Source organism: Vibrio sp. 10N.261.52.A1 (genome assembly GCF_002876325.1).
Classification (GTDB): domain Bacteria; phylum Pseudomonadota; class Gammaproteobacteria; order Enterobacterales; family Vibrionaceae; genus Vibrio; species Vibrio chagasii.
The window spans coordinates 1-26,211 of sequence record NZ_MCYD01000114.1; the positions used below are offsets into that span (position 1 = coordinate 1).

21 protein-coding genes and 1 other RNA gene are annotated in these 26,211 nt (G+C 45.8%); 3 read left to right on the plus strand and 19 right to left on the minus strand.

Going from position 1 to position 26,211, the window contains the following annotated elements:
* Positions 1-225: 225 nt before the first annotated feature.
* The 19 genes from dapB to rsmI form a co-directional block, all read right to left on the minus strand.
* Complete coding sequence (dapB, locus tag BCT81_RS01445) at positions 226-1,050, minus strand: 4-hydroxy-tetrahydrodipicolinate reductase (RefSeq protein ID WP_198596818.1); 825 nt, start codon at positions 1,048-1,050, stop codon at positions 226-228.
* A gap of 92 nt (positions 1,051-1,142) precedes the next feature.
* The gene (gene mutT / locus BCT81_RS01450; RefSeq protein ID WP_102423054.1) at positions 1,143-1,541 is read right to left on the minus strand and encodes an 8-oxo-dGTP diphosphatase MutT; all 399 of its coding nucleotides are present in this window, start codon (positions 1,539-1,541) and stop codon (positions 1,143-1,145) included.
* 296 nt (positions 1,542-1,837) lie between these two features.
* A complete protein-coding gene (gene secA, locus BCT81_RS01455; RefSeq protein ID WP_102423055.1) occupies positions 1,838-4,564 on the minus strand; it encodes a preprotein translocase subunit SecA in 2,727 nt (908 codons plus the stop codon).
* 388 nt (positions 4,565-4,952) lie between these two features.
* A complete protein-coding gene (lpxC, locus tag BCT81_RS01460) occupies positions 4,953-5,870 on the minus strand; it encodes a UDP-3-O-acyl-N-acetylglucosamine deacetylase (RefSeq protein WP_004740735.1) in 918 nt (305 codons plus the stop codon).
* A gap of 96 nt (positions 5,871-5,966) precedes the next feature.
* Positions 5,967-7,196: a cell division protein FtsZ gene (ftsZ, locus tag BCT81_RS01465; protein WP_061033376.1), complete on the minus strand. Its 1,230-nt coding sequence runs from the start codon at positions 7,194-7,196 to the stop codon at positions 5,967-5,969.
* Positions 7,197-7,227: 31 nt separating this feature from the next.
* The gene (gene ftsA / locus BCT81_RS01470) at positions 7,228-8,496 is read right to left on the minus strand and encodes a cell division protein FtsA (protein WP_004740737.1); all 1,269 of its coding nucleotides are present in this window, start codon (positions 8,494-8,496) and stop codon (positions 7,228-7,230) included.
* Complete coding sequence (locus BCT81_RS01475) at positions 8,489-9,268, minus strand: cell division protein FtsQ/DivIB (RefSeq protein ID WP_102423056.1); 780 nt, start codon at positions 9,266-9,268, stop codon at positions 8,489-8,491. Before BCT81_RS01475 ends, ftsA begins: the two co-directional genes overlap by 8 nt.
* A gap of 191 nt (positions 9,269-9,459) precedes the next feature.
* Positions 9,460-10,920: a UDP-N-acetylmuramate--L-alanine ligase gene (gene murC, locus BCT81_RS01485; protein WP_102423058.1), complete on the minus strand. Its 1,461-nt coding sequence runs from the start codon at positions 10,918-10,920 to the stop codon at positions 9,460-9,462.
* A 13-nt stretch (positions 10,921-10,933) separates the two neighbouring features.
* Complete coding sequence (gene murG, locus BCT81_RS01490; RefSeq protein ID WP_102423059.1) at positions 10,934-11,995, minus strand: undecaprenyldiphospho-muramoylpentapeptide beta-N-acetylglucosaminyltransferase; 1,062 nt, start codon at positions 11,993-11,995, stop codon at positions 10,934-10,936.
* Between the two features lie 12 nt (positions 11,996-12,007).
* Positions 12,008-13,204, minus strand: coding sequence for a cell division protein FtsW (gene ftsW / locus BCT81_RS01495; protein WP_061033378.1), 1,197 nt, complete (start codon positions 13,202-13,204; stop codon positions 12,008-12,010).
* 22 nt (positions 13,205-13,226) lie between these two features.
* Positions 13,227-14,543: a UDP-N-acetylmuramoyl-L-alanine--D-glutamate ligase gene (gene murD, locus BCT81_RS01500; RefSeq protein WP_102423060.1), complete on the minus strand. Its 1,317-nt coding sequence runs from the start codon at positions 14,541-14,543 to the stop codon at positions 13,227-13,229.
* Positions 14,544-14,601: 58 nt separating this feature from the next.
* Complete coding sequence (gene mraY / locus BCT81_RS01505) at positions 14,602-15,684, minus strand: phospho-N-acetylmuramoyl-pentapeptide-transferase (RefSeq protein WP_008223690.1); 1,083 nt, start codon at positions 15,682-15,684, stop codon at positions 14,602-14,604.
* Positions 15,681-17,054: a UDP-N-acetylmuramoyl-tripeptide--D-alanyl-D-alanine ligase gene (murF, locus tag BCT81_RS01510; RefSeq protein ID WP_102423061.1), complete on the minus strand. Its 1,374-nt coding sequence runs from the start codon at positions 17,052-17,054 to the stop codon at positions 15,681-15,683. Before murF ends, mraY begins: the two co-directional genes overlap by 4 nt.
* Positions 17,054-18,538 carry a UDP-N-acetylmuramoyl-L-alanyl-D-glutamate--2,6-diaminopimelate ligase gene (gene murE / locus BCT81_RS01515; protein WP_102423062.1) on the minus strand — a complete coding sequence of 495 codons (1,485 nt, stop codon included), beginning with the start codon at positions 18,536-18,538 and terminating at the stop codon, positions 17,054-17,056. The genes murF and murE overlap by 1 nt, the downstream gene beginning before the upstream one ends.
* A gap of 18 nt (positions 18,539-18,556) precedes the next feature.
* Positions 18,557-20,314, minus strand: a complete 1,758-nt coding sequence (locus tag BCT81_RS01520; protein ID WP_008223684.1) for a peptidoglycan glycosyltransferase FtsI — start codon at positions 20,312-20,314, stop codon at positions 18,557-18,559.
* The gene (gene ftsL, locus BCT81_RS01525) at positions 20,311-20,628 is read right to left on the minus strand and encodes a cell division protein FtsL (protein ID WP_102423063.1); all 318 of its coding nucleotides are present in this window, start codon (positions 20,626-20,628) and stop codon (positions 20,311-20,313) included. The genes BCT81_RS01520 and ftsL overlap by 4 nt, the downstream gene beginning before the upstream one ends.
* A gap of 3 nt (positions 20,629-20,631) precedes the next feature.
* Positions 20,632-21,582, minus strand: coding sequence for a 16S rRNA (cytosine(1402)-N(4))-methyltransferase RsmH (gene rsmH / locus BCT81_RS01530; protein ID WP_008223680.1), 951 nt, complete (start codon positions 21,580-21,582; stop codon positions 20,632-20,634).
* A gap of 228 nt (positions 21,583-21,810) precedes the next feature.
* Positions 21,811-22,250, minus strand: an RNA gene (gene rnpB / locus BCT81_RS01535) — RNase P RNA component class A.
* Positions 22,251-22,486: 236 nt separating this feature from the next.
* The gene (gene rsmI, locus BCT81_RS01540) at positions 22,487-23,353 is read right to left on the minus strand and encodes a 16S rRNA (cytidine(1402)-2'-O)-methyltransferase (RefSeq protein WP_004740748.1); all 867 of its coding nucleotides are present in this window, start codon (positions 23,351-23,353) and stop codon (positions 22,487-22,489) included.
* Between the two features lie 61 nt (positions 23,354-23,414).
* On the opposite strand from rsmI, the gene BCT81_RS01545 reads away from it, so the two are divergent.
* The 3 genes from BCT81_RS01545 to BCT81_RS01555 are packed head-to-tail and all read left to right on the plus strand — an operon-like array spanning position 23,415 to position 26,210.
* Entirely contained in the window at positions 23,415-25,232 is a 1,818-nt protein-coding gene (locus BCT81_RS01545) for a penicillin-binding protein activator (RefSeq protein ID WP_061033383.1), read from the plus strand.
* Entirely contained in the window at positions 25,219-25,617 is a 399-nt protein-coding gene (locus tag BCT81_RS01550; RefSeq protein ID WP_102423064.1) for a YraN family protein, read from the plus strand. Before BCT81_RS01545 ends, BCT81_RS01550 begins: the two co-directional genes overlap by 14 nt.
* Positions 25,618-25,619: 2 nt before the next feature.
* Positions 25,620-26,210 (plus strand): phosphoheptose isomerase, encoded by a 591-nt coding sequence (locus BCT81_RS01555; protein ID WP_004729817.1) that lies wholly within the window; start codon positions 25,620-25,622, stop codon positions 26,208-26,210.
* Position 26,211 lies beyond the last annotated feature (1 nt).

A 26,211-nucleotide genomic window follows, 5' to 3' on the forward strand; every position in this document is an offset into this window, starting at 1 on the left:
GTACTAAAAACATCACCAACAAAAAGCAATCGATAAATACAAACAGAAAACATGAAGATTTAAAGATCTAATCCAAAAATAAGACCAAGACAACAAAACAACAAGAAAAGTGAGGTAAAAACGATGTTAAAAGGTAGGTTTAAGAGAGAGGTGAGAAACAAGAATACTGCGTTAAAGGTAGCAAATAAAGAAAGCGCCGGCAATTGCCAGCGCATAATTATCTATTTACAGATCATTCAAACCAAGGACATCTGTCATGGTATAAAAGCCTGCTGGCTTGTCATTGAGCCAAACAGCAGCTTTGATCGCACCGTTTGCAAAGGTCATTCGGTCAGTCGCTTTATGAGTAATCTCCACTCGTTCGCCGATATCTGCAAACATAGCAGTGTGTTCTCCGATGATGTCACCGGCACGAATCGTTGCGAAGCCAATCTCATCTTTCGTACGTTCGCCAGTGATGCCTTCACGTGACCATACCGCCACATCGTTCAGCTCATTACCCATAGCACCGGCGATCGCTTCACCCATACCAATCGCAGTACCTGATGGTGCATCCACTTTATGACGGTGGTGGGCCTCAACGATTTCAACATCACAGTAATCACCCATCACTTTAGCGGCCTTTTCTAGCAGCTTAAATACCAGGTTCACGCCTACACTGTAGTTTGGTGCCATTACGATAGGCATCTCTTTTGAGGCTGCATCAATCATCTGCTTCTCCTCTTCTGAGAAGCCTGTCGTACCGATGATGAGTTTTTTACCGTGGCGTTTACAAAGTTCAATATTCGCTAACGTGCTAACAGGTGCGGTAAAGTCGACGATCACATCAAACTCTTCGATGGCTTTAGACAAGTCATCCACAAGAGCAACATCAAAACGACCTTCCCCACATAACTCGCCAACATCAACGCCAACTAATGATGACTCGGGACGTTCAGAGCCAGCGCCAACACTAGCTTCTGAATTATGATGAGCGGCTTTCACCAAGTTGCGGCCCATACGACCCGCTGCTCCTGCGATTGCAATTCTTACCACTGCGAATATCTCCATTGTTTTGGTTACTGTTACCGCAGTTCTCTTGCAGCAACATTCATTCGATTAATCTCTTTAAACTAACAACAATCTCAAACTCAGGCTAGCAATTAAGAAAACTCTTTTATCACTCGCTCTAAAATTGGCACATTTGCTTCAGGGAAAGCGTACTGATCCAATGATTCAAGGCTTACCCATTCACCTTGCTGACCTTCTTTGCCATAAGGCTGCTCTTCAAAATCAGTCACGAGTATGAAATCAAACTTAAGTGACTTGTCCGTGTAATCGAATTCAAGGTGCTCAAACAAAGACTGCTCAGTAACCTTGATACCGATCTCTTCATCAAGCTCACGAGTCATCGCTTGCTCAATGGTCTCACCCTCTTCAACCTTGCCACCTGGAAATTCCCAGAAGCCACCTTTGTGCTTGTCATCTGGACGCTTAGTGATAAAAACCTGTGACTTATCTTGATTGAAGATGATACCCGCTACGATATGGATTCTTTTCATTGATGGTGTTCCTTCTATGTCTCTACCGTCATTCCCTACAATGAGGAACGAATTAGATGGGGAATCAGCTCTTTTGTTAGTTCGAAAGATCCCCAACTCGCTCCTCCCTCACTCTCGAGGATGACGCAATCGAAACCTTATTATTTTCACATACAAAAAGAGCCGCCTAAGCGACTCTTGAATAAATAAAATTATATTTAGGCAAAGCTGTAATGGTTGAGAACAAGGAGGCGACGCGGAGTTTACAAGTGTAAATGAGCATCGCCGACGCAGTTATCAGCCTTTACAGCAAAGCATCAATTAATTTTACCGTGACACTGTTTGTATTTTTTACCGCTACCACATGGGCAAGGCTCGTTACGGCCAACTTTACGCTCATCACGTACTACTGTTTGTGGCGACGCTGCTTCTGCTTCATCATCACCTAGCTGGTTTTCTGCTGTTGCGTGTTGCGCTTGTGCACGACGCGCTGCTTCTTCAGCTTGAGCTTGACGCTGCGCTTCCATCTTTTCTACTTCTTCTTGTTGCTGAACGCGAACTTTCGAAAGGATAGTAATAACGTCTGACTTCAGTACATCCAGTAGACCTTCAAACAATTCAAACGACTCGCGCTTGTACTCTTGTTTCGGGTTCTTCTGAGCGTAACCACGCAGGTGGATACCTTGACGAAGGTGATCCATCGCAGCCAAGTGCTCTTTCCATAGACCATCTAGCGTTTGCAGCATTACAGACTTCTCGAAGTTGCGTAGCACTTGTGCACCAACCACTTCTTCTTTCTGTTTGTAAGCATCAACAGCCATGCCTAGGATACGTTCACGTAGTGCTTCTTCGTAAAGCTTGTCGTCTTCGTCCAACCAACCTTGGATATCAAAGTCTAGGTCGAAGTCGTTCTTCAGACGATCTTGTAGACCAGCGATGTCCCACATATCTTCTAGCGATTGCGGAGCAATGTACTCATCGATAACCGACGTAAACACGTCTTCACGGTTATGCTCAATCATTTCGCTGATGTCGTCAGAGCCCATGAGCTCGTCACGCAGCTCGTAAACCACTTTACGTTGGTCATTGGCTACATCATCGTACTCTAGAAGTTGCTTACGGATATCGAAGTTACGGCCTTCAACTTTACGTTGTGCTTTTTCAATAGAACGAGATAGCATCTTAGATTCGATCGCTTCACCTTCATCCATACCGCTCTGGATAAGACCAGCCATACGATCAGATGTGAAGATACGTAGTAGCGAGTCTTCCATCGATAGGTAGAAGCGTGAAGAACCTGCATCACCTTGACGACCAGAACGACCACGTAGCTGGTTATCGATACGACGAGATTCGTGACGCTCTGTACCAATGATGTGTAGACCACCTGACTCTAGTACTTTGTCGTGAACCACTTTCCAATCCGCTTTGATCTTGTCGATCTGCTCTTGAGTTGGGTTTTGTAGTTTCTCAACTTCAGACTGCCAGCTACCACCTAACACGATATCGGTACCACGACCGGCCATGTTAGTTGCGATGGTTACTGCACCAGGTGTACCTGCTTGCGCTACGATTTCCGCTTCTTTCTCGTGGAATTTCGCGTTGAGTACGTTGTGCTTAATTTTTGCTTTTTTCAGTGCGTTAGACAGTAGCTCTGATTTCTCGATAGAAACTGTACCAACCAGTGATGGCTGTCCTGCAGCAACACGGTCTTTAATGTCTTCAATGATCGCATTGAATTTGTCTTCTTCTGTACGATAAACCACATCTGGCATATCGTTACGAACCATAGGTTTGTTAGTTGGGATAACAACCGTTTCTAGGCCATAGATAGACTGGAATTCGAAAGCTTCAGTATCGGCTGTACCTGTCATACCTGACAGTTTCTCGTACAGACGGAAGAAGTTTTGGAAGGTAATCGAAGCTAGCGTTTGGTTTTCATTCTGAATCTTCACACCTTCTTTTGCTTCAACAGCTTGGTGTAAACCTTCAGACCAACGACGACCTGGCATTGTACGGCCAGTATGTTCATCAACGATAACCACTTCGCCTTCTTCAGTTACGATGTAGTCTACGTTCTTCTCAAACAATACGTGAGCACGCAACGCAGCATTAACATGGTGTAGTAAGCTGATGTTTGTTGGAGAGTAAAGCGTATCGCCCTCTTCCATCAGACCATTTTTCACCATTAGCTCTTCAACAAATTCTTGACCGTTTTCAGTCAGGTGAACCTGCTTAGATTTTTCGTCCATGGTGTAGTGACCTTCACCACGGTACTCTTCAGAATCTTCTTTATCTTGACGCTCAAGATGAGGAATCAATGTGTTAATACGCGTGTAAAGATCTGAGCTATCTTCAGCCGGGCCAGAGATAATAAGAGGTGTACGCGCTTCATCGATTAAGATTGAGTCAACCTCATCGACTACAGCAAAGAAGCGTTCGCGTTGAACACGATCTTCAGCACGGAAAGCCATGTTGTCGCGTAGGTAATCGAAACCAAACTCGTTGTTTGTTCCGTATAGGATATCCGCTTGGTATGCTTCTTTTTTCTCTGGCGGAGCCATGTTTGGCACGTTCACGCCAACAGTCATACCAAGGAATTCAAATAATGGGCGGTTCGTTTCCGCATCACGCTTAGCTAGGTAGTCGTTCACCGTTACTACGTGAACACCTTTGCTTGGTAGGGCGTTAAGATAAGCTGGTAGAGTTGCTGTAAGAGTCTTACCCTCACCAGTACGCATCTCTGCAATTTGGCCAGCATTTAGAACCATGCCACCAATCAATTGCACGTCAAAGTGACGCATGCCGTAAACACGCTTAGACGCTTCACGTACCGTAGCAAATGCTTCCGGTAGAAGTTGGTCTAGCGATTCACCTTTATCTAAGCGCTCACGGAACTCAACAGTTTTCGCTTTTAGCTCTTCGTCAGAAAGCGCTTCAAACGTTGGCTCGTAGTTATTAATTTCTTTTACAATTTTTCTAAGGCGGCGCAGTGTTCTGTCATTGCGACTGCCAATTACCTTTGTCAGCAGCTTAGTAATCATGTGCTTGGAATCTCTTCGTTCTCAGATCGTCCGCGATCTATTTTAAATGCCGTCAGTCTCTACTAGCGATGAACCAGTCTTCAGTTACTAACCAAGGATACTGAGATAAATCTAGTATTTCTGATATTGTACTTGAGAGTAGAGTTTTCAAGGCTTGAGTTAAAATTAATGCCCCTTAGTGTAAGTAATTTTCACACCAACGACCATTTATAACCCCATTTGTTTGATGTGCTTGGAACTTTTCTTTCTAATTGCTGATGGATTAGCCAGACTGGCGCCCATTAGTCGATGACTTTCGGATGTTGATGACACTGTATCTGGAAAATAGATACAAAAAAACCAGGCCGATAGCCTGGTTTTCGAAATCTTACATTGTTAAAAACAACAATTACGCTAGAACCATTCCTGGTTCAGCAAAAGCCACTGGCGAGCCAGCTTCTTCTTCAAATGTTGCCCATTCCCAAGCTTCTGCGTCAGCAAGTACTGCACGTAGCAGTTGGTTGTTTAGGCCGTGACCTGATTTGTATGCACGGAACTCACCGATAATAGCGTGTCCACACATGTATAGGTCACCAATCGCATCTAGTACTTTATGAGTTACAAACTCATTGTCAAAACGTAGACCTTCTTCATTAAGAATGCGGTATTCGTCTAGTACGATTGCACAATCAAAGCTACCACCCAAACACAGGTTTTGTGATTGAAGGTATTCGATATCACGCATGAAGCCGAAAGTACGAGCTCGAGAAATCTCTTTCACAAAGCCTTGAGAAGAGAAATCAAACAATAAATGCTGTTCGTCAGACTCAATTGCTGGGTGGTTGAACTCGATCTCAAAGTCCATGCGGAAGCCGTTAAATGGTACAAATTCTGCCCACTTATCGCCGTCTTCAAAACGAACTGGCTTTTTGATGCGAATGAAACGTTTTGGTGCATTCAGTGTTTCAACACCCGCTTGCTGTAGCAAGTATACGAATGGGCTTGCGCTACCATCCATAATTGGGATCTCTGGTGCATCTACTTCAACAATAATATTGTCGATGCCCATGCCCGCTAGAGCCGCGTTTAGGTGTTCCACTGTAGAAATACGTACACCTTCGTCATTCACAAGAGCAGTACATAACATGGTGTCACGAACTGATGCTGGATCAGCTGGAAAATCTACAGGTGGATTTACATCAGTTCGACGGTAAACAATACCTGTATTTGCAGCTGCCGGGCGAAGAGTAAGTGTGACTTTACGACCAGAGTGGAGACCCACACCAGTTGTTTTCACAATTTCTTTCAGAGTACGTTGTCTGATCATCTGCTTGCCTCGTTATCAGTGCTACAAATCACGGCCAGTATTTACCGACCGCGAATTTTACCATTAATTCGACGATAGTCAAATTTTGGGTAATTGTTAATCAGCCTGACGTCGTAAGAATGCTGGAATATCTAAGTATCCGCTCTCTTTTTCAGCTTTAGGTGCTGCACTTTGGCTAGCGCCTGTACCTGAAGAAACAGGCGACGTTGTTGGCTGCGGCTTAACTTGAGGTTTTACCTCAGTTTTTTCTTGCAATGGCTGTGCCACTTTCTCTTCCACTTTTGGTGCAGCTTGTGCCGCTACTTGTGGTTGAGGAGTTGCTGCAACCTTAGCTTTACCACCAGCAACTAATGTAATGTCTGGCTTTCTCTCTGTACCGATACCTGTTGCAACAACAGTTACACGGATTTCGTCCGTCATATCAGGGTCTAGAGAAGTACCAATCACAACTGTTGCGTTATCAGAAGCGAATGCCTTAACTGTGTTACCTACTGTTTCGAACTCATCTAGACGCATATCTAGGCCTGCTGTGATGTTCACAAGAACGCCACGCGCGCCAGCTAGGTCGATGTCTTCTAGTAGTGGGCTAGAAATTGCCGTTTCAGCAGCTTCTTCAGCACGGTCTTCACCTTTTGCGATACCGCTACCCATCATTGCATGCCCCATTTCCGACATTACGGTGCGAACATCCGCGAAGTCGACGTTGATCATACCAGGGCGAGTAATTAGCTCAGCGATACCTTGTACAGCGTTTTTAAGTACATCATTTGCACTTGCGAAAGCTTCTAGCAGTGTAACGCCACGGCCTAGTACTTTAAGTAGCTTTTCATTTGGAATCGTAATTAATGAATCCACATGTTTAGAAAGCTCTTCGATACCTTGCTCAGCAAACGCTAGACGCTTTTTGCCTTCAAAGCTAAATGGCTTAGTTACAACAGCAACGGTTAGCACACCTAGCTCTTTCGCAACTTCAGCAATAACTGGAGCAGCACCTGTACCAGTACCACCGCCCATACCAGCTGCGATAAATACCATATCGGCGCCAGTTAGAACTTCTTTAATTCTTTCTCGATCTTCGAGAGCTGCATCACGGCCTACTTGTGGGTTTGCACCAGCACCAAGACCTTTAGTGATATCACCACCAATTTGGATCACGCTGCTCACGCTTGTTTTACGAAGTGCTTGCGCATCAGTATTAACACTGATGAATTCTACGCCTTCGATTGATTCACGTACCATGTGCTCAACAGCGTTACCGCCACCGCCACCAACTCCAACGACTTTAATTACTGCATCGTCAGACATTTCCATCATCGGTTCAAACATGTGTTATCTCCGTTTTTTCCTGCAACTCAGGTTAAAACTCTTTTTGTATCCAATTACGCAATTTACCAAATAAACCAGACATCGAAGGTGCTGAACGCTTAGGTTCGCTGTAATCACCTTCATCACTGATCTGACAATCTCTTGCGTAATGAAGTAAACCAACCGCCGTAGAATGATACGGCTCTTTAACATAATCAGTTAAGCCACTAACTTCTAATGGCTTACCAACTCGAACTTGATTGCGGAAAACACGTTCCGCACACTCTACCAATCCGTCAATTTGTGCCGCTCCACCAGTGAGGACGACGCCAGCTGCAAGGTGGTGTTTAATACCTTCGTCTCGTAGCTGTAATTGAACCGTATCGATAGTTTGGTTAACGAGGCCCATAAGTTCAGTGTAACGTGGTTCAATCACTTCCGACAAAGTTTGTCGTTGCAAACTTCTTGACGGGCGACCACCAACACTTGGGACGTTAACAGAGTCATCCTTGCTAACGAGTTCACTCAGAGCGCAACCATGGTTTACTTTTATCTCTTCAGCATCGCTCACTGGCGTACCGAAAGCGAAGGCAATATCACTGGTTACTGCATTTCCTGCATAGGAAAAGACTTCTGTGTGTCGTAGCGCGCCGCCAGTCCAAATGGAAATATCCATTGTACCTGCACCGATATCAACCACACACACTCCGAGCTCTCTCTCGTCTTCAGTAATTACCGCATTACTTGAGGCAAGTCCTGAAAACACGATTTGCTCTACTGTGAGACCACATCGTTCAACAGCTTTAATAATGTTTCTCGCCATGTCGCTATGGCAAGAAATAAGATGAACGCTCACTTCCATTCGAACACCAGACAGACCAAGTGGGTTCTTAATCCCTTCTTGATAATCAATGGTAAATTCTTGTGGGATCACGTGCAGAATTCTCTGCTCTTCACCTATTTTAATTGATTTCGCAGTATGGATCGCTCGATCCATATCGTCTTGAGACACCTCTTCATCAGAGATAGTGCCCATGCCTTTTTCAATTCGGCTTGCGATATGTTTGCCTGATAGCGAGATAAACACATTGCTGATTTGGCATTCCGCCATCAACTCTGCTTGATCAATTGCTCGCTGAACTGACTTAACTACCGACTCTAGGTCGTTCACACCACCTTTATCCATACCTCTGGATGGGCTTTGCCCAGAGCCAATGATATTGATTTGACCATCAGGCAGTATTTCACCAACCAGAGCTGATATGGTCGCAGTGCCTATATCAAGACCAACGATTATGTTGTCATCTGCGGTCTTAGTCATCTGTGCTCTCTTCTAACTCTTGCTCTGGAAACCAGCCTACAGCGGCTCCCGTATCATACCTGAGGTCGATGTAGCTCACTTGATTCGCCTTACTACCGAGTTCGTTGTAAAGCGAAATGAAGCGTTCAACACGCTCATCTAAAGAATCTTTACCTAGTTCTAGACGGATACCGTTATCTAGGATTATTTGCCAAGCGCGACGTTCGTTGAGAACAAGTGAGGTAACCGTTAACCCTAGACTGTTAATCAAAGGGGTTATCTTTTTCCACTTTTCGATCACTTCTTGGCTGGTGCCATCTGGGCCGTAAAGCTTAACTCTATCGCCTTTCAGAAGGCCGATATCGCCATTAAACACCTGACCATCATCATTCAACAGCATGTTGCCGTTCCAGATTGCTGCAGCATGATACTCAGTCAAAAATACTTTTATTGTGTCTGGCCACTGCTTACGAATAGAGACAACAGACACCCAAGGCAATGCTTCTAAACTGTCTTGCAACACACCAATGTCTTGTGACATGAATGTACCAATATGCTCGAGTCTTCCAAAAGCATGTTGAACATCACCAGCGGTTACATAAGTTAAGTCACCTTGAATGACTATTTTGGAGAGAGGCAATCGTTGATCGTCCCACATCCAAGTCAGTGTGGTGTAGAAAAGAAACCCAATGAATAGCAATACCATGACAAAAAAGGACCCGCCTAGGGCGTGTTTCTTTAACGATGGTAAACTGAATAGGTTGCGGTTTTCGCTAAAAGTACTTTCTACCAAAGCCCGCTTTCCCTGTCGTTGGTTCGCAATTCTATTCCCTATCTTCGTAATAGAGGTAAAAGCACTTACTTTAACCTATGAATTATACTGAGCAAAATCAAACTATCAAACGTTGATAATAAGATTTTTGGTCAATTTTAGGTCAATCGCAAGAAGTGAGCGATTGACCACAGTATGTAGACAGTATTCTGCTACACGTTCTGCATTTTATTAATGTCTAACTGTAACGATTCTAGTTGCTTAGCAACGCGGCCAACATCGCCTGCACCCTGCGTCAATACAAGGTCGCCGCCTTGAATCACGTTAGCTAAAACCGATGGCAGCGTGTTGATATCAGCAACAAAGATTGGGTCAATCTTACCACGCCCGCGAATAGTTCGACTTAATGAGCGCCCGTCTGCACCTGCAATAGGTTTCTCACCCGCAGAATAAACATCTAATAAGATTAAGACATCAACCTGCTCAAGAACGTTCGCAAAATCATCATATAAATCACGTGTTCGGCTGTAACGGTGCGGCTGGAAAATCATCACGAGACGCTTATCAGCCCAACCACTTCGAGCAGCCTGAATCGTTACATCAACTTCGGTTGGGTGATGACCATAATCATCAACCAGCATTGCGACACCATTACCCGTCTCGTACTCACCAAGATGGTCGAAACGACGCCCAGTACCTTCGGTACCTGCCATCGCTTTTAGGATCGCTTCATCGCTGATGTCATCTTCCGTTGCCACTGCAATCGCCGCAGAGGCATTCAGTGCATTGTGACGACCTGGAATGTTTAACGTGATATCCAGATTAGCTTTACCCTCACGTACAACCGTGAACTTACCTTGCTGGCCTTCTTGTACGTAGTTTTCAATACGGATGTCCGCATCTTTTGAGAAACCGTAAGTGATCACTTGGCGGCTAACCTGAGGAATAAGCTCGCGTACAACAGGATCATCCACACACATCACAGCCTGACCGTAGAATGGCAGGTTGTGTAAGAAATCGATAAACGTCTGCTTTAGTGTTTCGAAGTCACCGCCATAGGTATCCATGTGATCCGCTTCGATATTGGTTACGATACTCACCATAGGTTGCAAGTGTAAGAATGATGCATCACTCTCATCAGCTTCAGCAATCAAGATACGACTCGAACCAAGGCGGGCATTGGTACCTGCACTTTTCACTAACCCACCGTTTACAAACGTTGGATCTAAACCTGCTTCAGAGTAAATCTGTGTAACCAAAGCCGTTGTTGTTGTCTTACCGTGCGTACCTGCCACAGCAATACCGTGACGAAAACGCATCAGCTCAGCCAGCATTTCTGCACGACGAACGATAGGCGTACGCGCTTCACGAGCGGCAATAATCTCTGGGTTCTCTTCGTTGATAGCGGTTGATACCACGACTACACTTGCATCAGCAACGTTACTTGCTTGGTGCCCTATGTAAACGGTCGCACCCTTGCTAACTAAACGCTCTGTCACTGGATTTTGAGCGATATCAGAACCAGTGATCTGGTAGCCTTCATTTAGCAAGACTTCAGCAATCCCGCTCATTCCAGCACCACCAATACCAATGAAGTGGATAGATTTAACACGGCGCATCTCTGGCACCATTGCACGGATTTGCGCTAAGTCTTGGGTATGTTCAATCGTCATCAATTCAGTCTCATTATTTTGCTAAAGCTTTAATCGCTTCAGCGACAGCAACGTCAGCATCAAGCTTGGCTGCTTGACGCGCTTTTGTTGCCATCATTTTTAATTCATTTCTATCAAGCTCAGCGATGGTGTTCGCTAACTTTTCAGCCGTCAGTTGTGGCTGTTCAATCATTAACGCCGCACCACATTCAACTAAATGGTCGGCATTCAGTGCTTGCTGTCTGTCTTTGTGCATAAACGGAACAAAAATTGAACCGACACCGGCTGCTGATACCTCTGATACGGTTAACGCACCTGAGCGACACACTAATAGATCCGCCCACTCATAGGCTTGCGCCACATCATCAATAAATTCAGTTACTTGAACATTATCTACAGAATGTGATTTGTATTGTTCAATCACTTGCTGTTGATTGTTCTTACCCGCTTGGTGCATCACTGTGAAGCCTTCTCCAAGCTGTGCCATCGCTACAGGCAAAGTATCATTGAGGATTTTTGCCCCTTGGCTGCCACCCATCACCAAAATACGGATATCGCCATCACGCTCAGTCATGCGCTGCTCTGGTTCCGGTAACGCAACCACATCCTCACGAACTGGGTTCCCCACGACCTCTGCTGTTGGAAACGCGCCAGGGAAAGCTTGGAAAACCTTTTTCGCAATCTTAGATAGCCACTGGTTAGTTAGGCCCGCCACTGCATTTTGTTCATGCAAAACCACAGGAATGCCTGATAACCATGCCGCAATGCCACCAGGACCACTCACATAACCACCCATGCCAAGCACGACATCTGGCTGCCATGCTTTAATGTGCTGCCTTGCTTGAAGTATGGCATTAATAATTTGGAATGGGGCTTTAATTAGCTTGCTAATGCCTTGACCACGCAGGCCTTTCACTTTAATGAAGTCGATTTCAATGCCATGTTTTGGCACTAAATCCGCTTCCATTCTGTCTGCTGTGCCTAACCAGCGAATTTCCCAACCTTGTTGCTGAAGCTTTTTAGCTACTGCTAACCCCGGGAAAACGTGACCGCCAGTACCACCAGCCATCACTAAAAGTTTTTTGTTTTGTTTCATCGCTTTAGATTCTTATTCTACTAATTCGTTTTGACTATCAGCTTGTTCTTTTTGTTGCATTCGGCATTCGTGGTCAATGCGCAGCAGCATTGATACCGCCACAGACATAACAATTAAACTTGAACCACCGTAACTGATTAGCGGGAGGGTTAGACCTTTGGTCGGAACGATGCCAGATGCAGCACCTACGTTAACAAGCGTCTGAAACGCAAACCAAATACCAATACCAAAAGCCAGATAGCCACTGAACACTTGATCATGTTCAAAGGCTTTTTTGCCGATAAGAATGGCTTTTAACACCAAGCTGAAGATCAACATTAATACTAAGGTAACACCGACAAAGCCAAGCTCTTCAGCCAAGACCGCAAATACAAAATCGGTATGCGCTTCTGGTAAGTATTCGAGTTTTTGAATCGAGTTACCAAGCCCTTGTCCCATCCAATCACCGCGGCCGAACGCCATCAATGATTGAGTTAATTGGTAGCCGCTACCAAATGGATCATTCCATGGTTCCCAGAATGAAGTCACACGTCGAACACGGTAAGGTTCTATGACAATCAAACCAACGACGGCGGCAATACCAGCGACCATCAAGGCAATAAATTGTGACAGTTTGGCACCAGCAATGAACAGCATGCCAAACAGCGTTACCAACATTACAACTACGGTACCTAAGTCGGGTTGACCAAGTAGCAAGACGGCAAAAGCACCAAACACCATGATGGGTTTTGCAAAACCGCCGAAGAAGGTTTTTCTCACTTCGTCTTGCTTACGAACCAAGTAGCCCGCCATAAAGATAAACAAAGAAAGCTTAGCGACCTCGGCAGGCTGTAAGTTAAATAGCCCAAGAGGTATCCAGCGAGATGCACCGTTAACTGACTTACCGACGGCTAATACTACGACTAGCAAGAAGAAAGATAAGCCCAACAGGTACATGCTGTATTGAAACCAGCGCTTCATCGGGATTTGCAATATCACACTGGATACACCCAGTGCGAGCAACAGGAAGATCGCGTGACGGAACATAAAGTGAAACGGCTGATCGGTTAAACGAGCACTGATGGGGAACGAAGCAGACGTAACCATCACCAAGCCAGTCAGCATTAGTCCAAGAGCAATCCACACCAATTGACGATCGTAAAGCGCCTCGGGAGTAGCACGATTTAGCCACTGCCAGATGGATTGATTAATCTCTTTGACTCTTTGCACTGAATGTTAGTCCTTCAACACGTTAAGCATACTCATGAGCAAGCTCAGTGAACGCATCACCTCTTGCCATGAAATTATTAAATTGATCGAAGCTTGCGCACGCCGGAGACAGCATCACCATATCTCCAGCCACCAGCTGTGGCGAGATGGATTCGATTATCTGCTGCATGGTATCGAACTTTTGTGCCGATGGGTGCAGAGGCATGAATTGTTCTGCATCTTCACCGAAACAACACAATTGAACACGTTCAAGTTGCGCTAATACAGGTTCCAACTCGCTAAAATCAGCACCTTTACCCACGCCGCCAACCAGAAGATATAACGTACCTTGATACTCTAAACCAGACAGAGCCGCCAATGTGCTGGCTACGTTGGTTGCTTTGGAGTCATTAACCCATTTGATTTCGCGCTTGTCAGCCACCACTTGGCAACGATGCGTCAAACCGTTATAGGCTTTCAAAGCCTCAAGACTTTTGTTGTAGTCGATACCAACTTGCTTCAATAGTGCAAGTGAGACTAACGCATTTGCCACATTGTGACGTCCAACCAATGTTAAATCTTTAGTAGTAAGGACAGGTTTACCGTTATCGACCAGCCAATCACAACCATCAATCGTTGATACACCAAACTCTTGGTTATCTAGTCCAAAAGTTACCAATGGCATTGTTTGGTCAGGGTAAGTCTCTTTGTCTTCACGATTTACAATCGCACACTGCGCGTTATTAAAGATTCTTAACTTGGCCTCGCGGTAATCAGTCATGCCCTGATAGCGATCCATATGATCTTCAGACAGGTTTAAGAATGCCGCAGCAGCAAGTTTTAAATTCGATGTGGTTTCTAGCTGAAAACTTGAAAGCTCAAGAACATATAAGTCGGCATCAAGTTCTAGGAGGTCTAGGGCAGGAATACCAATATTGCCGCCAACACCAACATTAAGCCCAGTAGCTTTAGCAAGCACACCCGTCAAATCCGTCACGGTACTCTTACCGTTTGAACCAGTGATTGCCACAACAGGTTTATCGACTGCCCAGCCAAACAGCTCAATGTCACCAACGACAGGCGTTCCTGCTTGAAGCACATCTTGAATTTCCGGCGTCGCTAAAGCAATTCCTGGGTTAGCAACCACTAAATCAGCCTCAGCTAGCCATTGGTTATTCCAACTTCCAGAATGCAGCTCTACCGATTCAGGCAAAGATTCCTTTCCTGGTGGTAGCTCTCGCGTATCAATGACCTTCACATGCGTATGAGGCTGATATTTTACGAGATGTTTAACGACAGAGAGCCCGGTAATACCGAGCCCCACAACCACTACATTTTGAATATTTTGCCAACGTTCCATTTAAACAAGATGCTCTTAATAGTTTTAAAGAGCCCCTATAACAGAGGCTCACATAGGATTAACGAACTTTCAGTGTCGCTAAACCAATCAGTACCAACACCATTGAGATGATCCAAAAGCGCACGATAACACGTGGTTCCGGCCAGCCTTTAAGCTCATAGTGGTGGTGAATCGGTGCCATACGGAAAATACGTTGGCCACGTAGTTTGTAAGAGCCAACTTGCAGGATTACTGACAAGGTCTCCATTACAAACACACCACCCATGATCACTAATACCAACTCTTGACGAACAAGTACCGCAATCACACCTAACGCACCACCCAGTGCTAAAGAGCCAACATCGCCCATGAATACTTGAGCTGGGTAAGTGTTGAACCATAGGAAACCAAGACCAGCACCAACGATAGCAGTACATACCACAACCAGTTCAGAGGTGTATGGGATGTATGGAATGTGTAGGTAGGCTGCGAAGTTAACGTTACCTGTCGCCCAAGCGATAACAGCAAAACCCGCTGCAACCATAACCGTTGGCATAATCGCCAAGCCATCAAGGCCGTCCGTTAGGTTTACGGCGTTACTGGTACCCACAATAACAAAGTAAGTTAGAACAATGTACAGTAAACCAAGTTGTGGCATCACATCTTTAAAGAAAGGCACCACTAATTGTGTTGCTGCAGTGTCTTGTCCGTGAGCGTACAGAGCAAACGCCACAACCAAAGCAATCGCCGACTGCCAGAAGTACTTCCAACGAGCAATCAGACCATCAGTGTTCTTACGAACAACTTTACGATAATCATCAACAAAACCAACTGCACCGTAACCGCCTAGCACGACAAGCACCGCCCAAACGTAAGGGTTTGATAAGTCAGCCCAAAGCAAGACTGTAATAATGATCGCAGCAAGGATCATCACACCACCCATAGTTGGTGTGCCACGCTTACTAAAGTGAGACTCTGGGCCGTCGTTACGAACAACTTGGCCAATTTGCAGCATTTGCAGACGCTCAATTAAACGAGGTCCCATCCACAGCGACAGACATAAAGCCGTCAAAATGCTCGCGATTGCACGAAACGATAAGTATTCGAACAAACGGAAAAAAGAAAAGTGTGGCTGTAGTAGCTCTGCAAGCCAAATTATCATGAAAAGTTCTCCTTTAAAGCAGCGGCTATTTTACTCATTCCTGCACTATTGGCGCCTTTTACCAACAAGGTTTGTGGCGCGTTATCTAGCAAGCTCAAGTGCTGCTCTATGTGCGCGATCATCGCTTCATGCGTTGCAAAGTGAGTGCCGTTACACACTTCACTAATCACCTTGGTATCATCACCGTAAGTGAGTATATGCTCAAAAGCGAATGGGGCAGCATATTCACCGACTTGACGGTGAAGTGCAAGGCTTTCATCGCCTAATTCAGCCATATTGCCTAAAATCAACCAACGCTGACCTTTGAAGCTCGACAACAATTTAGCTGCCGCCTTCATTGCCGGTACGCTGGCGTTGTAACTGTCATCTATCAGCTTGATATTCTGACTTAATTGTTGAACCTCAACTCGGCCTTTCACAGAGATAAGATTCGCTAAACCGCTTTTAATTTCTTCAAGCGTGGCACCGAATTGAATGCTCAGTGCCGCTGCCGCTAATGCGTTTGCCACATTGTGCTGACCAATAATGCCAAGTTCGACATCAATGGCACCTTGCGGAGTCTGCATATCAAAGCAAGCTTCACCCTGCTCATTGATGCGAATATTCGTCGCAAAGTAATCTGCCGTGTCATTACTTTCAGAAAAGGTCAGTACGCTTTTATCTGCTAGCACATCCTTCCAGAAGTCACCACCATTACTCTCTAGGTTAACAATAGCAGTATCACCAGTAGCAAGCCCCTGGAAAATTTCGCCTTTCGCTTGCTTCACACCATCAATAGAACCAAAACCTTCTAAGTGCGCCGCCGCGACATTGTTCACCAACGCAACCTGTGGTTTAACAAGCTGGGTGGTATAAGCAATTTCACCGATGTGATTGGCGCCTAGTTCGATCACTGCGTAGTCGTCGCTTGACTCACTGCGTAGCAGGGTTAACGGTACCCCAATATCATTATTGAAGTTGCCTGCTGTAAACAGCACCTTGCCACGTTGCTGCAAAATGCTCGCAACCATCTCTTTTACAGTTGTCTTGCCGCAGCTGCCTGTAATCGCCATAGTTGGAACATTACATTGCTCGTGAATCCAAGCACTTAGCTGACCTAAAGCAAGTTTAGTGTCTTCAACAACAACTTGAGTAATATTTAGGTCAAGTTTTCGTTCGACTAATAACGCACTCGCATTGGCCTCAACAGCCTGACCGCAAAAATCATGCGCATCAAAACGTTCACCAACGAGAGCAACAAACAACGCACCTTCTTCAACAGTGCGAGTGTCGGTAGAAACCGCATTGATCAAACTATTGTTCGATTTGCCAGCCTCTATCAGCTGACCGTTCACCGCTGAGCAGATCTGCTCGAGTGATACATCAATCATTATGAAATACCTAAAAGTTGTAGCGCAGACTCTCGATCCGAATAGTGGATCGTTTTGTCTTTCAGTACTTGGTAATCCTCATGGCCTTTACCTGCCAGAAGAATAATGTCGTTATTACCCGCCTGCTCTAAAGCAAACTTAACCGCCTGATAGCGATCGTGTTCAACAAAGGCGGCTTCAGGCTCACTTAAGCCGGCCAGCATGTCTTTAACAATCAATGCAGGATCTTCGCTGCGAGGATTGTCATCTGAAATAATAATGTTGTCGGCGAACTGCTCTGCGGTCACCGCCATCATTGGACGCTTGCCAGTATCTCGATCACCACCACAGCCAAAGATTGCCCATAGCTTTCCTGAGCAGTGAACTCGCAGTGCTGCTAGTGCTTTCTCTAGTGCGTCTGGTGTATGCGCGTAATCGACCACTACTTTTGCTTTGTTTGGTACTTGGAACAATTCCATGCGACCAATAACTGGTTGTAGTTGAGGTGCTGTGTCGATCAAGGTTTGCTTGTCGATGCCTAGCGAAAGTAGTGTCGCGAAAGCAACCAAGACATTTGATGCGTTGAACTGGCCAATTAAAGGAACAGATAGTTGTCCCTGCCCCCAGCTACCATCAAAAGCGAGTTTGATACCTGTCTCTGCATAAGCCACATCCGATGCCCATACTGACTGCTGGTAACCAGATAACGGAAGTAATGAAACGGCTACTGCATTGGACAGATCTGCCATCCAAGCTTTGCCAACTTCATCGTCCACATTAATCACAGCGTGCTTACACTTGTGTTGAGTAAACAAGCTCTTCTTAGCCAGTGCATACTCTTCCATCGTACCGTGATAATCCAAGTGGTCACGACTCAGATTGGTAAATACACCGACCTCAAAGTCCAACGCCTTAACTCGGCCTTGAACCAAACCATGAGAAGAGATTTCCATCGCGGTATAAACGGCGTTTTCTTCAGACAACTCACTCAGTGTGCGTTGTATTTCAATCGCACTACCAGTCGTATTAGCCGCCGTTTTAAGATTATCTAGAAAACCGTTACCTGTGGTGCCCATTACCGCAGAACGTTGACCCACTAGGTCTAGCCACTGAGCAATCAATTGAGTGATGGTGGTTTTGCCATTAGTGCCAGTAACGCCAATAAGCTTGGTTGCTTGAGAAGAGTAAACTCGACCTGCCAATTCAGAGAGAATTAAATTTAGCTCTGATACATAAACCACCGGCACTTCATTAAGCCATTCAACCAAGCCGTGCGCTTTATCGTCGCTTGCTTGTGCAATAACCGCCTTTGCACCCTGAGCTACGGCTTTATCGATAAAACGACGACCATCGACAGCATGCCCTACAATGGCAACAAAGATATCACCGTCCTTGATGGCACGACTGTCGAGCTCCAATTGCTCAACCGCAATCGACGCTAACTCGGGAGCACTAAAATCTCCCCAAGGAGAAAGTAAAGATGACAGCGTGAGGCTATTACTCATATTGAATCCTGATTAGCTCTATTCTTGAAACTTGTTTTCATCAGCAGGGACATTCAGAATTTGCAGTGCGCCCTTCATGATTTCAGAAAAAACAGGGGCTGCAACCGAGCCACCATAGTAGAGGTCACCTTGAGGTTCATTGATCATCACAACCAAAGAGACTCTTGGATCACTGACTGGAGCAACACCAGCGGTATAGGCGAAGTACTCGTCTCCATAACCACCGGAAATTGCTTTTCTAGATGTACCTGTTTTTGCTGCTACTCGGTAACCCGGCACGGCAGCTCTTGTCGCTGTACCGCCCTTTTGGGTTACGCCTTCTAACATGTTCAAAACCAACTCAGCATTTTCGCGCTTGATGATCTGTTTTGAGAAATCTTGGTCGTTGCTTTTAACAATATGAATAGGTTCGTAAACACCGTGATTCGCTAGCGTCGCATAGGCATGAGCCAATTGAAGTGGAGTAATCGCTAGGCCATAACCAAAGGATAAGGTCGCAATTTCAAACTTAGACCAGCGTCGGCGGTTCGGGAAAATACCGGCGGTTTCACCGACTAGGTTCAGCCCAGACATCTCACCAAGACCAACTGAACTGTACATACCCAGTAGCGCTTCCAGCGGCATATCCAGTGCTAATTTCGCCACACCGATGTTACTCGATTTCTTAAGGATTAACGCCAAGTCTGCCTTACCAACCTTGGAAGTATCACGTACACGGCTACCACCGATTTGCATGATGCCGTTCCCCGTATCAATAACAGTATCAGCATCTGCCGTGCCATTTTCGAGAGCGGCTAGCACGACAAAAGGCTTAACCGTCGAACCTGGTTCAAAAGCATCGGTGATCACGCGGTTACGCATCTTAAAGCTTTGTAAGTCAGCACGATTGTTTGGGTTGTAAGACGGCGCGTTGACCATGGCCAAAACCGCCCCCGTTTTTACGTCTAATAAGATAGCAGAGCCAGACGTCGCTTTGTGATCGGCTACCGCCTGTTTAATCGCTCGATAAGCGATAGCTTGTAAGCGCTGATCGATGGTTAATTCGAGTGGTTTACCTTCTTCACGCTCTTCTAGTGCAATGTTTTCAACCACTCGCCCGTATCGGTCTTTACGGATTGTACGTTTACCAGCTTCACCCGTTAGCCACTTATCGTAGCTGCGCTCGACACCTTCTAGACCGTGTCCATCAATTCCGGTCACACCTATCAGATGCGCGCTGACTTCACCGGCTGGGTAATAACGACGAGATTCTGCTTTAAGACCAATACCCACCAACTTTAAGTCGCGGATGTATTTCGCCATTGCTGGGCTAACTTGTCTTTGTAGGTAGATAAAACGACGAGATTTGTCGCTGGAGATTTTGTTGATCATCGATTGTCGATCTAAGCCGAGTACATCAGCTAGCGCATACCAACGATCAATTTGGGCCATGCCATTTTTATCGAAGATGGTTTTCGGGTCAGCCCATACCGCTTCAACAGGCACACTCACAGCAAGTGGTTCGCCATTGCGGTCTGAAATAATACCGCGGGCAGAAGGAATAGCCTTAACACGTACAGAACGAAGATCACCCTGACGAATTAAGTTATCTGGTTCAATAACTTGGATGTAAGCCACACGACCTACTAGTACAGAAAAGGCAACCAACACAAAAGCAATAACGACGTTGAAACGCCATTTAATCAGAATTGGATCCGAGTCCTTTTCGCTCTTCACTCGCTCTTTCGTTGGTTTCTTAACGGCTTTCGCGGGTGCTTTTTCCTTTTTTCCGGTCATTTCAGTGTGATCACAACTTCTTTGTCGGAGTCTGGACGTTTCATGTCTAGCTCTCGTTTTGCCGATGCTTGAACGCGACTATGTTCAGCCAGAGCCGTCTCTTCAAGCATTAAATTTCGCCATTCATTATCAAGCTGTTCACGCTCACTCAATGCCATGTCTTTTTGCGTGATTGCCTGACGTGACATGTGTGTCGTGAGAACGACCCCCATCGCGCTCGCGAAGATACAGATAAGCAGCACCAATGGGACTTTACCCACGGAGAGCAAATCAAAAAATATTATCTTGGCTAAGTTCGGCTTGGAGGTCTTCATTGACTATAGCTTTTCTGCGATTCGTAATACTGAGCTACGTGAACGAGTGTTCTCATCCACTTCGCCTTTCGATGGTTTGATCGCTTTACCGACAGGCTTAAGATCAGCACTGCCTAGTGCTTTGATCTGCTCTTCCGTTAACGGAAGGCCGTGAGGTACTTGCGGGCCTTGGCTCTCTTTACGAATAAAGCGCTTCACCATACGGTCTTCAAGTGAGTGGAAGCTAATAACAGACAGGCGACCTTCTGGAGCAAGAATGCTTGCTGCGCCTTTTAGTGCCGTATCGATCTCTTCCAGTTCACTGTTAATGTAGATACGGAATGCTTGGAAAGCACGCGTTGCTGGGTGCTTTTTCTCTTTGAAGCTTTTTGGTGCTACATCAGAGATAAGCTTAGCTAACTGACCAGTGCGAGTTAGCGGCTCATTCTCTTCGTTTTCTTGATAAGCAATGATGCCTTTCGCGATACGACGAGCGTGCTTGTCTTCACCGAACTCACGAATCACCCAAGTGATGTCATCAAGATCTGCTTCTAGTAACCACTGAGATACCGGGATGCCCGAAGTTGGGTCCATACGCATATCCAGCGGGCCATCTTTCATGAAACTAAAGCCACGTTCAGCGTCATCAAGTTGCGGAGAAGAAACACCTAAATCCAGCAGAACACCGTCAACCTTACCCACTAAATCATAACGCTCTGCGTATTCAGCCATGCCTGAGAATGGACCGTGGATGATAGTAAAGCGAGGATCATCAATTTTTTGTGCTTCTGCAATCGCTTGTGGATCGCGGTCGATACTAAATAGTCGTCCATTCTCGCCCAGTTTAGACAGGATTGTACGGCTGTGACCACCACGGCCAAAAGTACCATCGATGTAGGTACCGTCAGGTTTGATCGCAAGTCCGTCAATAGATTCGTTAAGCAATACTGAAATATGTTTGAATGCTTCTGTCATAGTCTTCTCAGTGAGTGGATTGAGCCATTAGTTCGGCAATAATTTGTTCTGTTAACGTTTTAGTGTACTGATTTCACGCTGTATCTCCACCATATTGTGTACAGGCTTTGGGAATTTTTGACCCAAGCTCATACCAAGATGACGGATTTTAAGGAAATCTAAATAATTTACGTCAATATAAAGCAAAAAACCCATCACTACCGTTAAGTAATGATGGGTTCTTAAAATGGGTGGAGTTGACACATACGCCGGGTTCTGTTCCGCTTGCGCGGCGGTAACCATTCGTCTAGGCCTGCAATCGCTCACAGGCTCAAGCAATCTACCCGCCCCCATACGCGAGCAACGCAATGTGAGGGCCTATTTGATCTTGCTCCGGGTGGAGTTTACCTTGCTACGAACTGTTACCAGTCGCACGGTGCGCTCTTACCGCACCCTTTCAGCCTTACCTGTGCCCCTTCCGAAGAAATGAGGCCATCGGCGGTCTTCTCTCTGCTGCACTTGTCGTGGGCTCGCGCCCCCCAGACGTTATCTGGCACCCTGCTCTATGGAGCCCGGACGTTCCTCCCCTCTGCCAGTCTCCCGAAGGACTTCAACGTCAGTTTCCCGAAGGACCTCAACGTCAGTCTCCCGAAGGACATCAGCAAAGCAGCGATTACCCGTTCAACTCCGAGGGCGGATTGTATAGAGATTAGTGTGCAGTGTCTAGCGAGATCACAAATATGGTGCAAACCAATGATTAACTGATGGGGAATTGACCTAAAGAACGGATGCGAGTGGCGAGATTCGAGATGAAAAAAGAGCTAAGAACTAGAAGCGGATTCGAGTGCTGTGATGAGAGATACAGATAAAAGAGGCTCATTGCGGGCTCTTTTATCTGTATCAGCGTTAAATCACTACAGAAGCATTAGCCATCCAAGTGCTCTAGGCCCCATTTGTACAGCGCGTTCTTTTTCAGGTTGTAGATTTCTGCTGTCATTGCCGCCGCTTTTTTAAGAGGTAGTTCTTTGGTCAGAATTCCCAGCGTGCGAGTCGCTTCATCTGGTAGTTCTGTGCTCGCTTCTTCACGGTGGCCATGAATCAAAAGAACCATCTCGCCGCGCTTACGGTTTGCGTCCTCTTCAATCCAATCAATCAGTTCACCAAGAGGCAGGCCTTGAATAGTTTCGAAAGTCTTAGTTAACTCACGCGCCAACACAACTTCACGGTCAGGACCTAAAATCTCAAGCATATCTTGAAGAGAGTCAGAAATACGGTGCGGTGATTCGTAGAAGATGCACGTGCGCTCTGCTTTTGCGATCTCTAGAAACTTATCTTTACGACCTTTACTCTTAGGTGGTAAGAAGCCTTCAAAGCTAAAGCGATCCGACGGTAAACCTGACGCACTTAACGCGGTAATCACCGCACATGCACCTGGAAGTGGCACAACTCTCACACCCGCTTGACGACATTGTGATACAAGATGGTAACCTGGGTCACTGATTAAAGGTGTACCCGCATCAGAGACTAATGCGATAGACTGACCTTCTAATAACTTTTCGACTAGAACTTGAGCTTTAGTTTGTTCATTATGATCATGTAAAGCGAACGTTCTGGTTGATATATTGAAGTGAGCAAGCAGCTTACCCGTGTGGCGTGTGTCTTCGGCTGCAATAACATCGACACTTGATAAGATTTCAATTGCTCTTTGAGTGATATCTCCCAAATTTCCGATTGGGGTTGGCACAATGTAGAGAGTTGGGCTCTCTGTGAGCAAGGTTTTGTTATCTGTCATTTGTTTACCATCACTTCAACGATTAATATAGATACAAATTTATACGGAATTTAAAGAACTCATGGCAACGATGAACCATAAGAGACTCAGTGTACCACGCTTACTAACTCCAATTGCATTAGCAATTACATTGGCGGCTTGTTCTTCAGGTCCGCAAGCACCAACAAGCGTAGATATTACACTAGATCCAGTGCAATCCACTGAAAGTTACATGATGCAAGCGGACAGTAGCAAAGGAAGCCTACAAAACGACTGGTTGATCATGGCGCTTAAAGCTTCTGTGCAAGCTGGTAAAACCGACCAAGCGACACTGCTTATCAAACGCTTAGCAAAACAAGAGCTCACTGAAGTTCAGCAAGCAGAATGGCAACTCGCTCGAGCTCAACTGTTAGTGAATAACTCACAGCCGGATCAAGCGTACAGCCAACTGAACTTCCAGCCTTGGTGGAAACTGCCAAACGAGCAGTGGAAAGATTACCACGAGCTGCGTGCGAATATTTCAGAGATGCGAAGCGAGTATTTCGAAGCGAGTCGTGAACTTGTTCTTTATTCTGAGTACGCGAAAGATAACGACGAGATCCAACAACAAGCTGCAGATCGAATTTGGCAAAATCTAAATAGCTACTCTCAATATGAGATTCTGGAACTGAAAACGTCACCGACGGAAGACGTTTTAGCTGGTTGGTTACAGCTCGCTATTTATATGAAGACACTCAACTCGAACCTGCCAAACCTACAGGAAACCCTGTCTGATTGGTTAGCCGAGAATCCTCAGCACCCTGCTGCTACTTATACACCGCAAGCGATCACTGACATCTTAGCCTTAGAGATCAGCAAGCCAACCAGCACTGCATTGCTACTGCCGCTAACGGGTAAATATGGTAAGCAAGCACAACTGGTACGTGATGGTTTCATCTTTGCGATGATGAATGACAAAGAGCGCGAAGAAGATGCAACGCTGACGGTTATGGACACCAATGTTCAAAGTGCCGCTGAAATTAAAGCGACACTTGAAGAGAACAATGTTGATTTCATCGTTGGCCCACTGATTAAGAGCAACATCACTAAGCTTCAGCAAGCGCAGAAAAATCACGAGAACTCGATTCCAGCTTTAGCTCTGAATATTCCGACTCAGCTAGAACCTGACACCAATATTTGTTACCTCGCTCTATCTCCTGAGCAAGAGGTTGCCCAAGCAGCGAAACACCTGTTTGCTCAAGGCTACAAATACCCACTGATTCTGGCTCCGAAGGGACGCCTTGGCGATCGTGTTGAGCAAGCGTTTAAAGAAGAGTGGAAGAAATACAGCAATAACGATGTGGCAATCAGCTTCTTCTCGGACAAACGCCAACTTCAACGCAACGTGAATCAAGTATTCGGTCTACAAGAGAGCCAACAACGCATCGCGCAAATGGATAACCTACTTGACCTAGACCTAGAAACCGAGCCACGTAGTCGTCGTGATATCGATTCTGTCTACATCGTGGCGAAGAACTCCGAGCTAACGCTGATCAAGCCTTTCATTGAAGTTGCGATCAACCCAGATGCTAGCCAGCCTGCTCTGTTCTCTAACTCACGCAGTAATAGCGGCGACAAGCAGTATGAGGACCTAACAGGTGTATTCTACAGCGATATCCCACTGCTAGTTGAAAACAAAGGTGAGCTGAACAAAGAGCTTAACGAACTATGGCCAGCACATTCAAACGGCCAGAAACGTCTACAAGCGCTAGGTATGGATGCATACTACCTAATGGATGCGCTACCACAGATGAAAGCCGTACAGGGTTACAGTATTCCGGGTGAAACTGGTGTGTTAACCATCGACAACAACTGTGTTGTACAACGTGAAATCAGCTGGGCAGAGCATGGGGCTTTTTAGCCGAACGTTCTTGTCCAAAGCAAAGGTCACCCATAAACAAGTGGGTGATCAATACGAGGCCGTGGCAAAGGCCTATTTGACCCGCCACGGTTTATCGTTAATTCAACAAAACTTCATAGCAAAATGTGGCGAGATTGATCTTATAATGCGCCATAACAATACGATTGTGTTTGCCGAGGTAAAATACCGTAAGCAAACTCGCTACGGACATGCCGCTGAGATGGTGACAGCGAAGAAGTCACAAAGGCTACTCAAAACAGCCCAAGTGTGGCTGATGCAGCAGGGCTTGTCGGTACATTCCACAGATTTCAGGTTTGATATCATTGCCATTGAAGGGCCAGATGATCATATCAACTGGATTCAAAACGCGATTACCCAAGGATAAACATGCTAGACAGCATTAAAGAAAGTTTTACAGAAAGTATTCAAATCCAAATTGCGGCTGCAGAAGCACTACCAGATGCAATCACGCACGCCGCTCAAGCTATGGTTGCTACCTTGCTCAACGGAAACAAAATCCTATGTTGTGGTAATGGTGGATCCGCATCAAACGCTCAGCAATTTGTATCATGCCTGCTTAACCGTTTTGAAACCGAGCGCCCTAGCCTACCAGCAATGGCCCTTACCGCTGATAACACCACGCTTACTGCGGTTGCAAACGACTACCACTACGAAGAGATCTTCTCTAAACAGGTGCGTGCGTTTGGTCAAACGGGTGATATTTTACTGGCTATCTCGACTAGCGGTAACAGCAAGAACATCATTAAAGCGATGGAAGCAGCGGTAACTCGTGACATGACTATCATCGCCTTTACCGGTAAAGATGGTGGTGAAATGGCAGGTTTGCTTGGTGAGCACGATGTAGAAATTCGTATCCCGTCACACCGCACAGCGCGCATTCATGAAGTGCACATGGTGACACTACACTGCCTATGTGACCTAATCGATCAAGTACTCTTCCCTGCTCACGAAGAGTGAT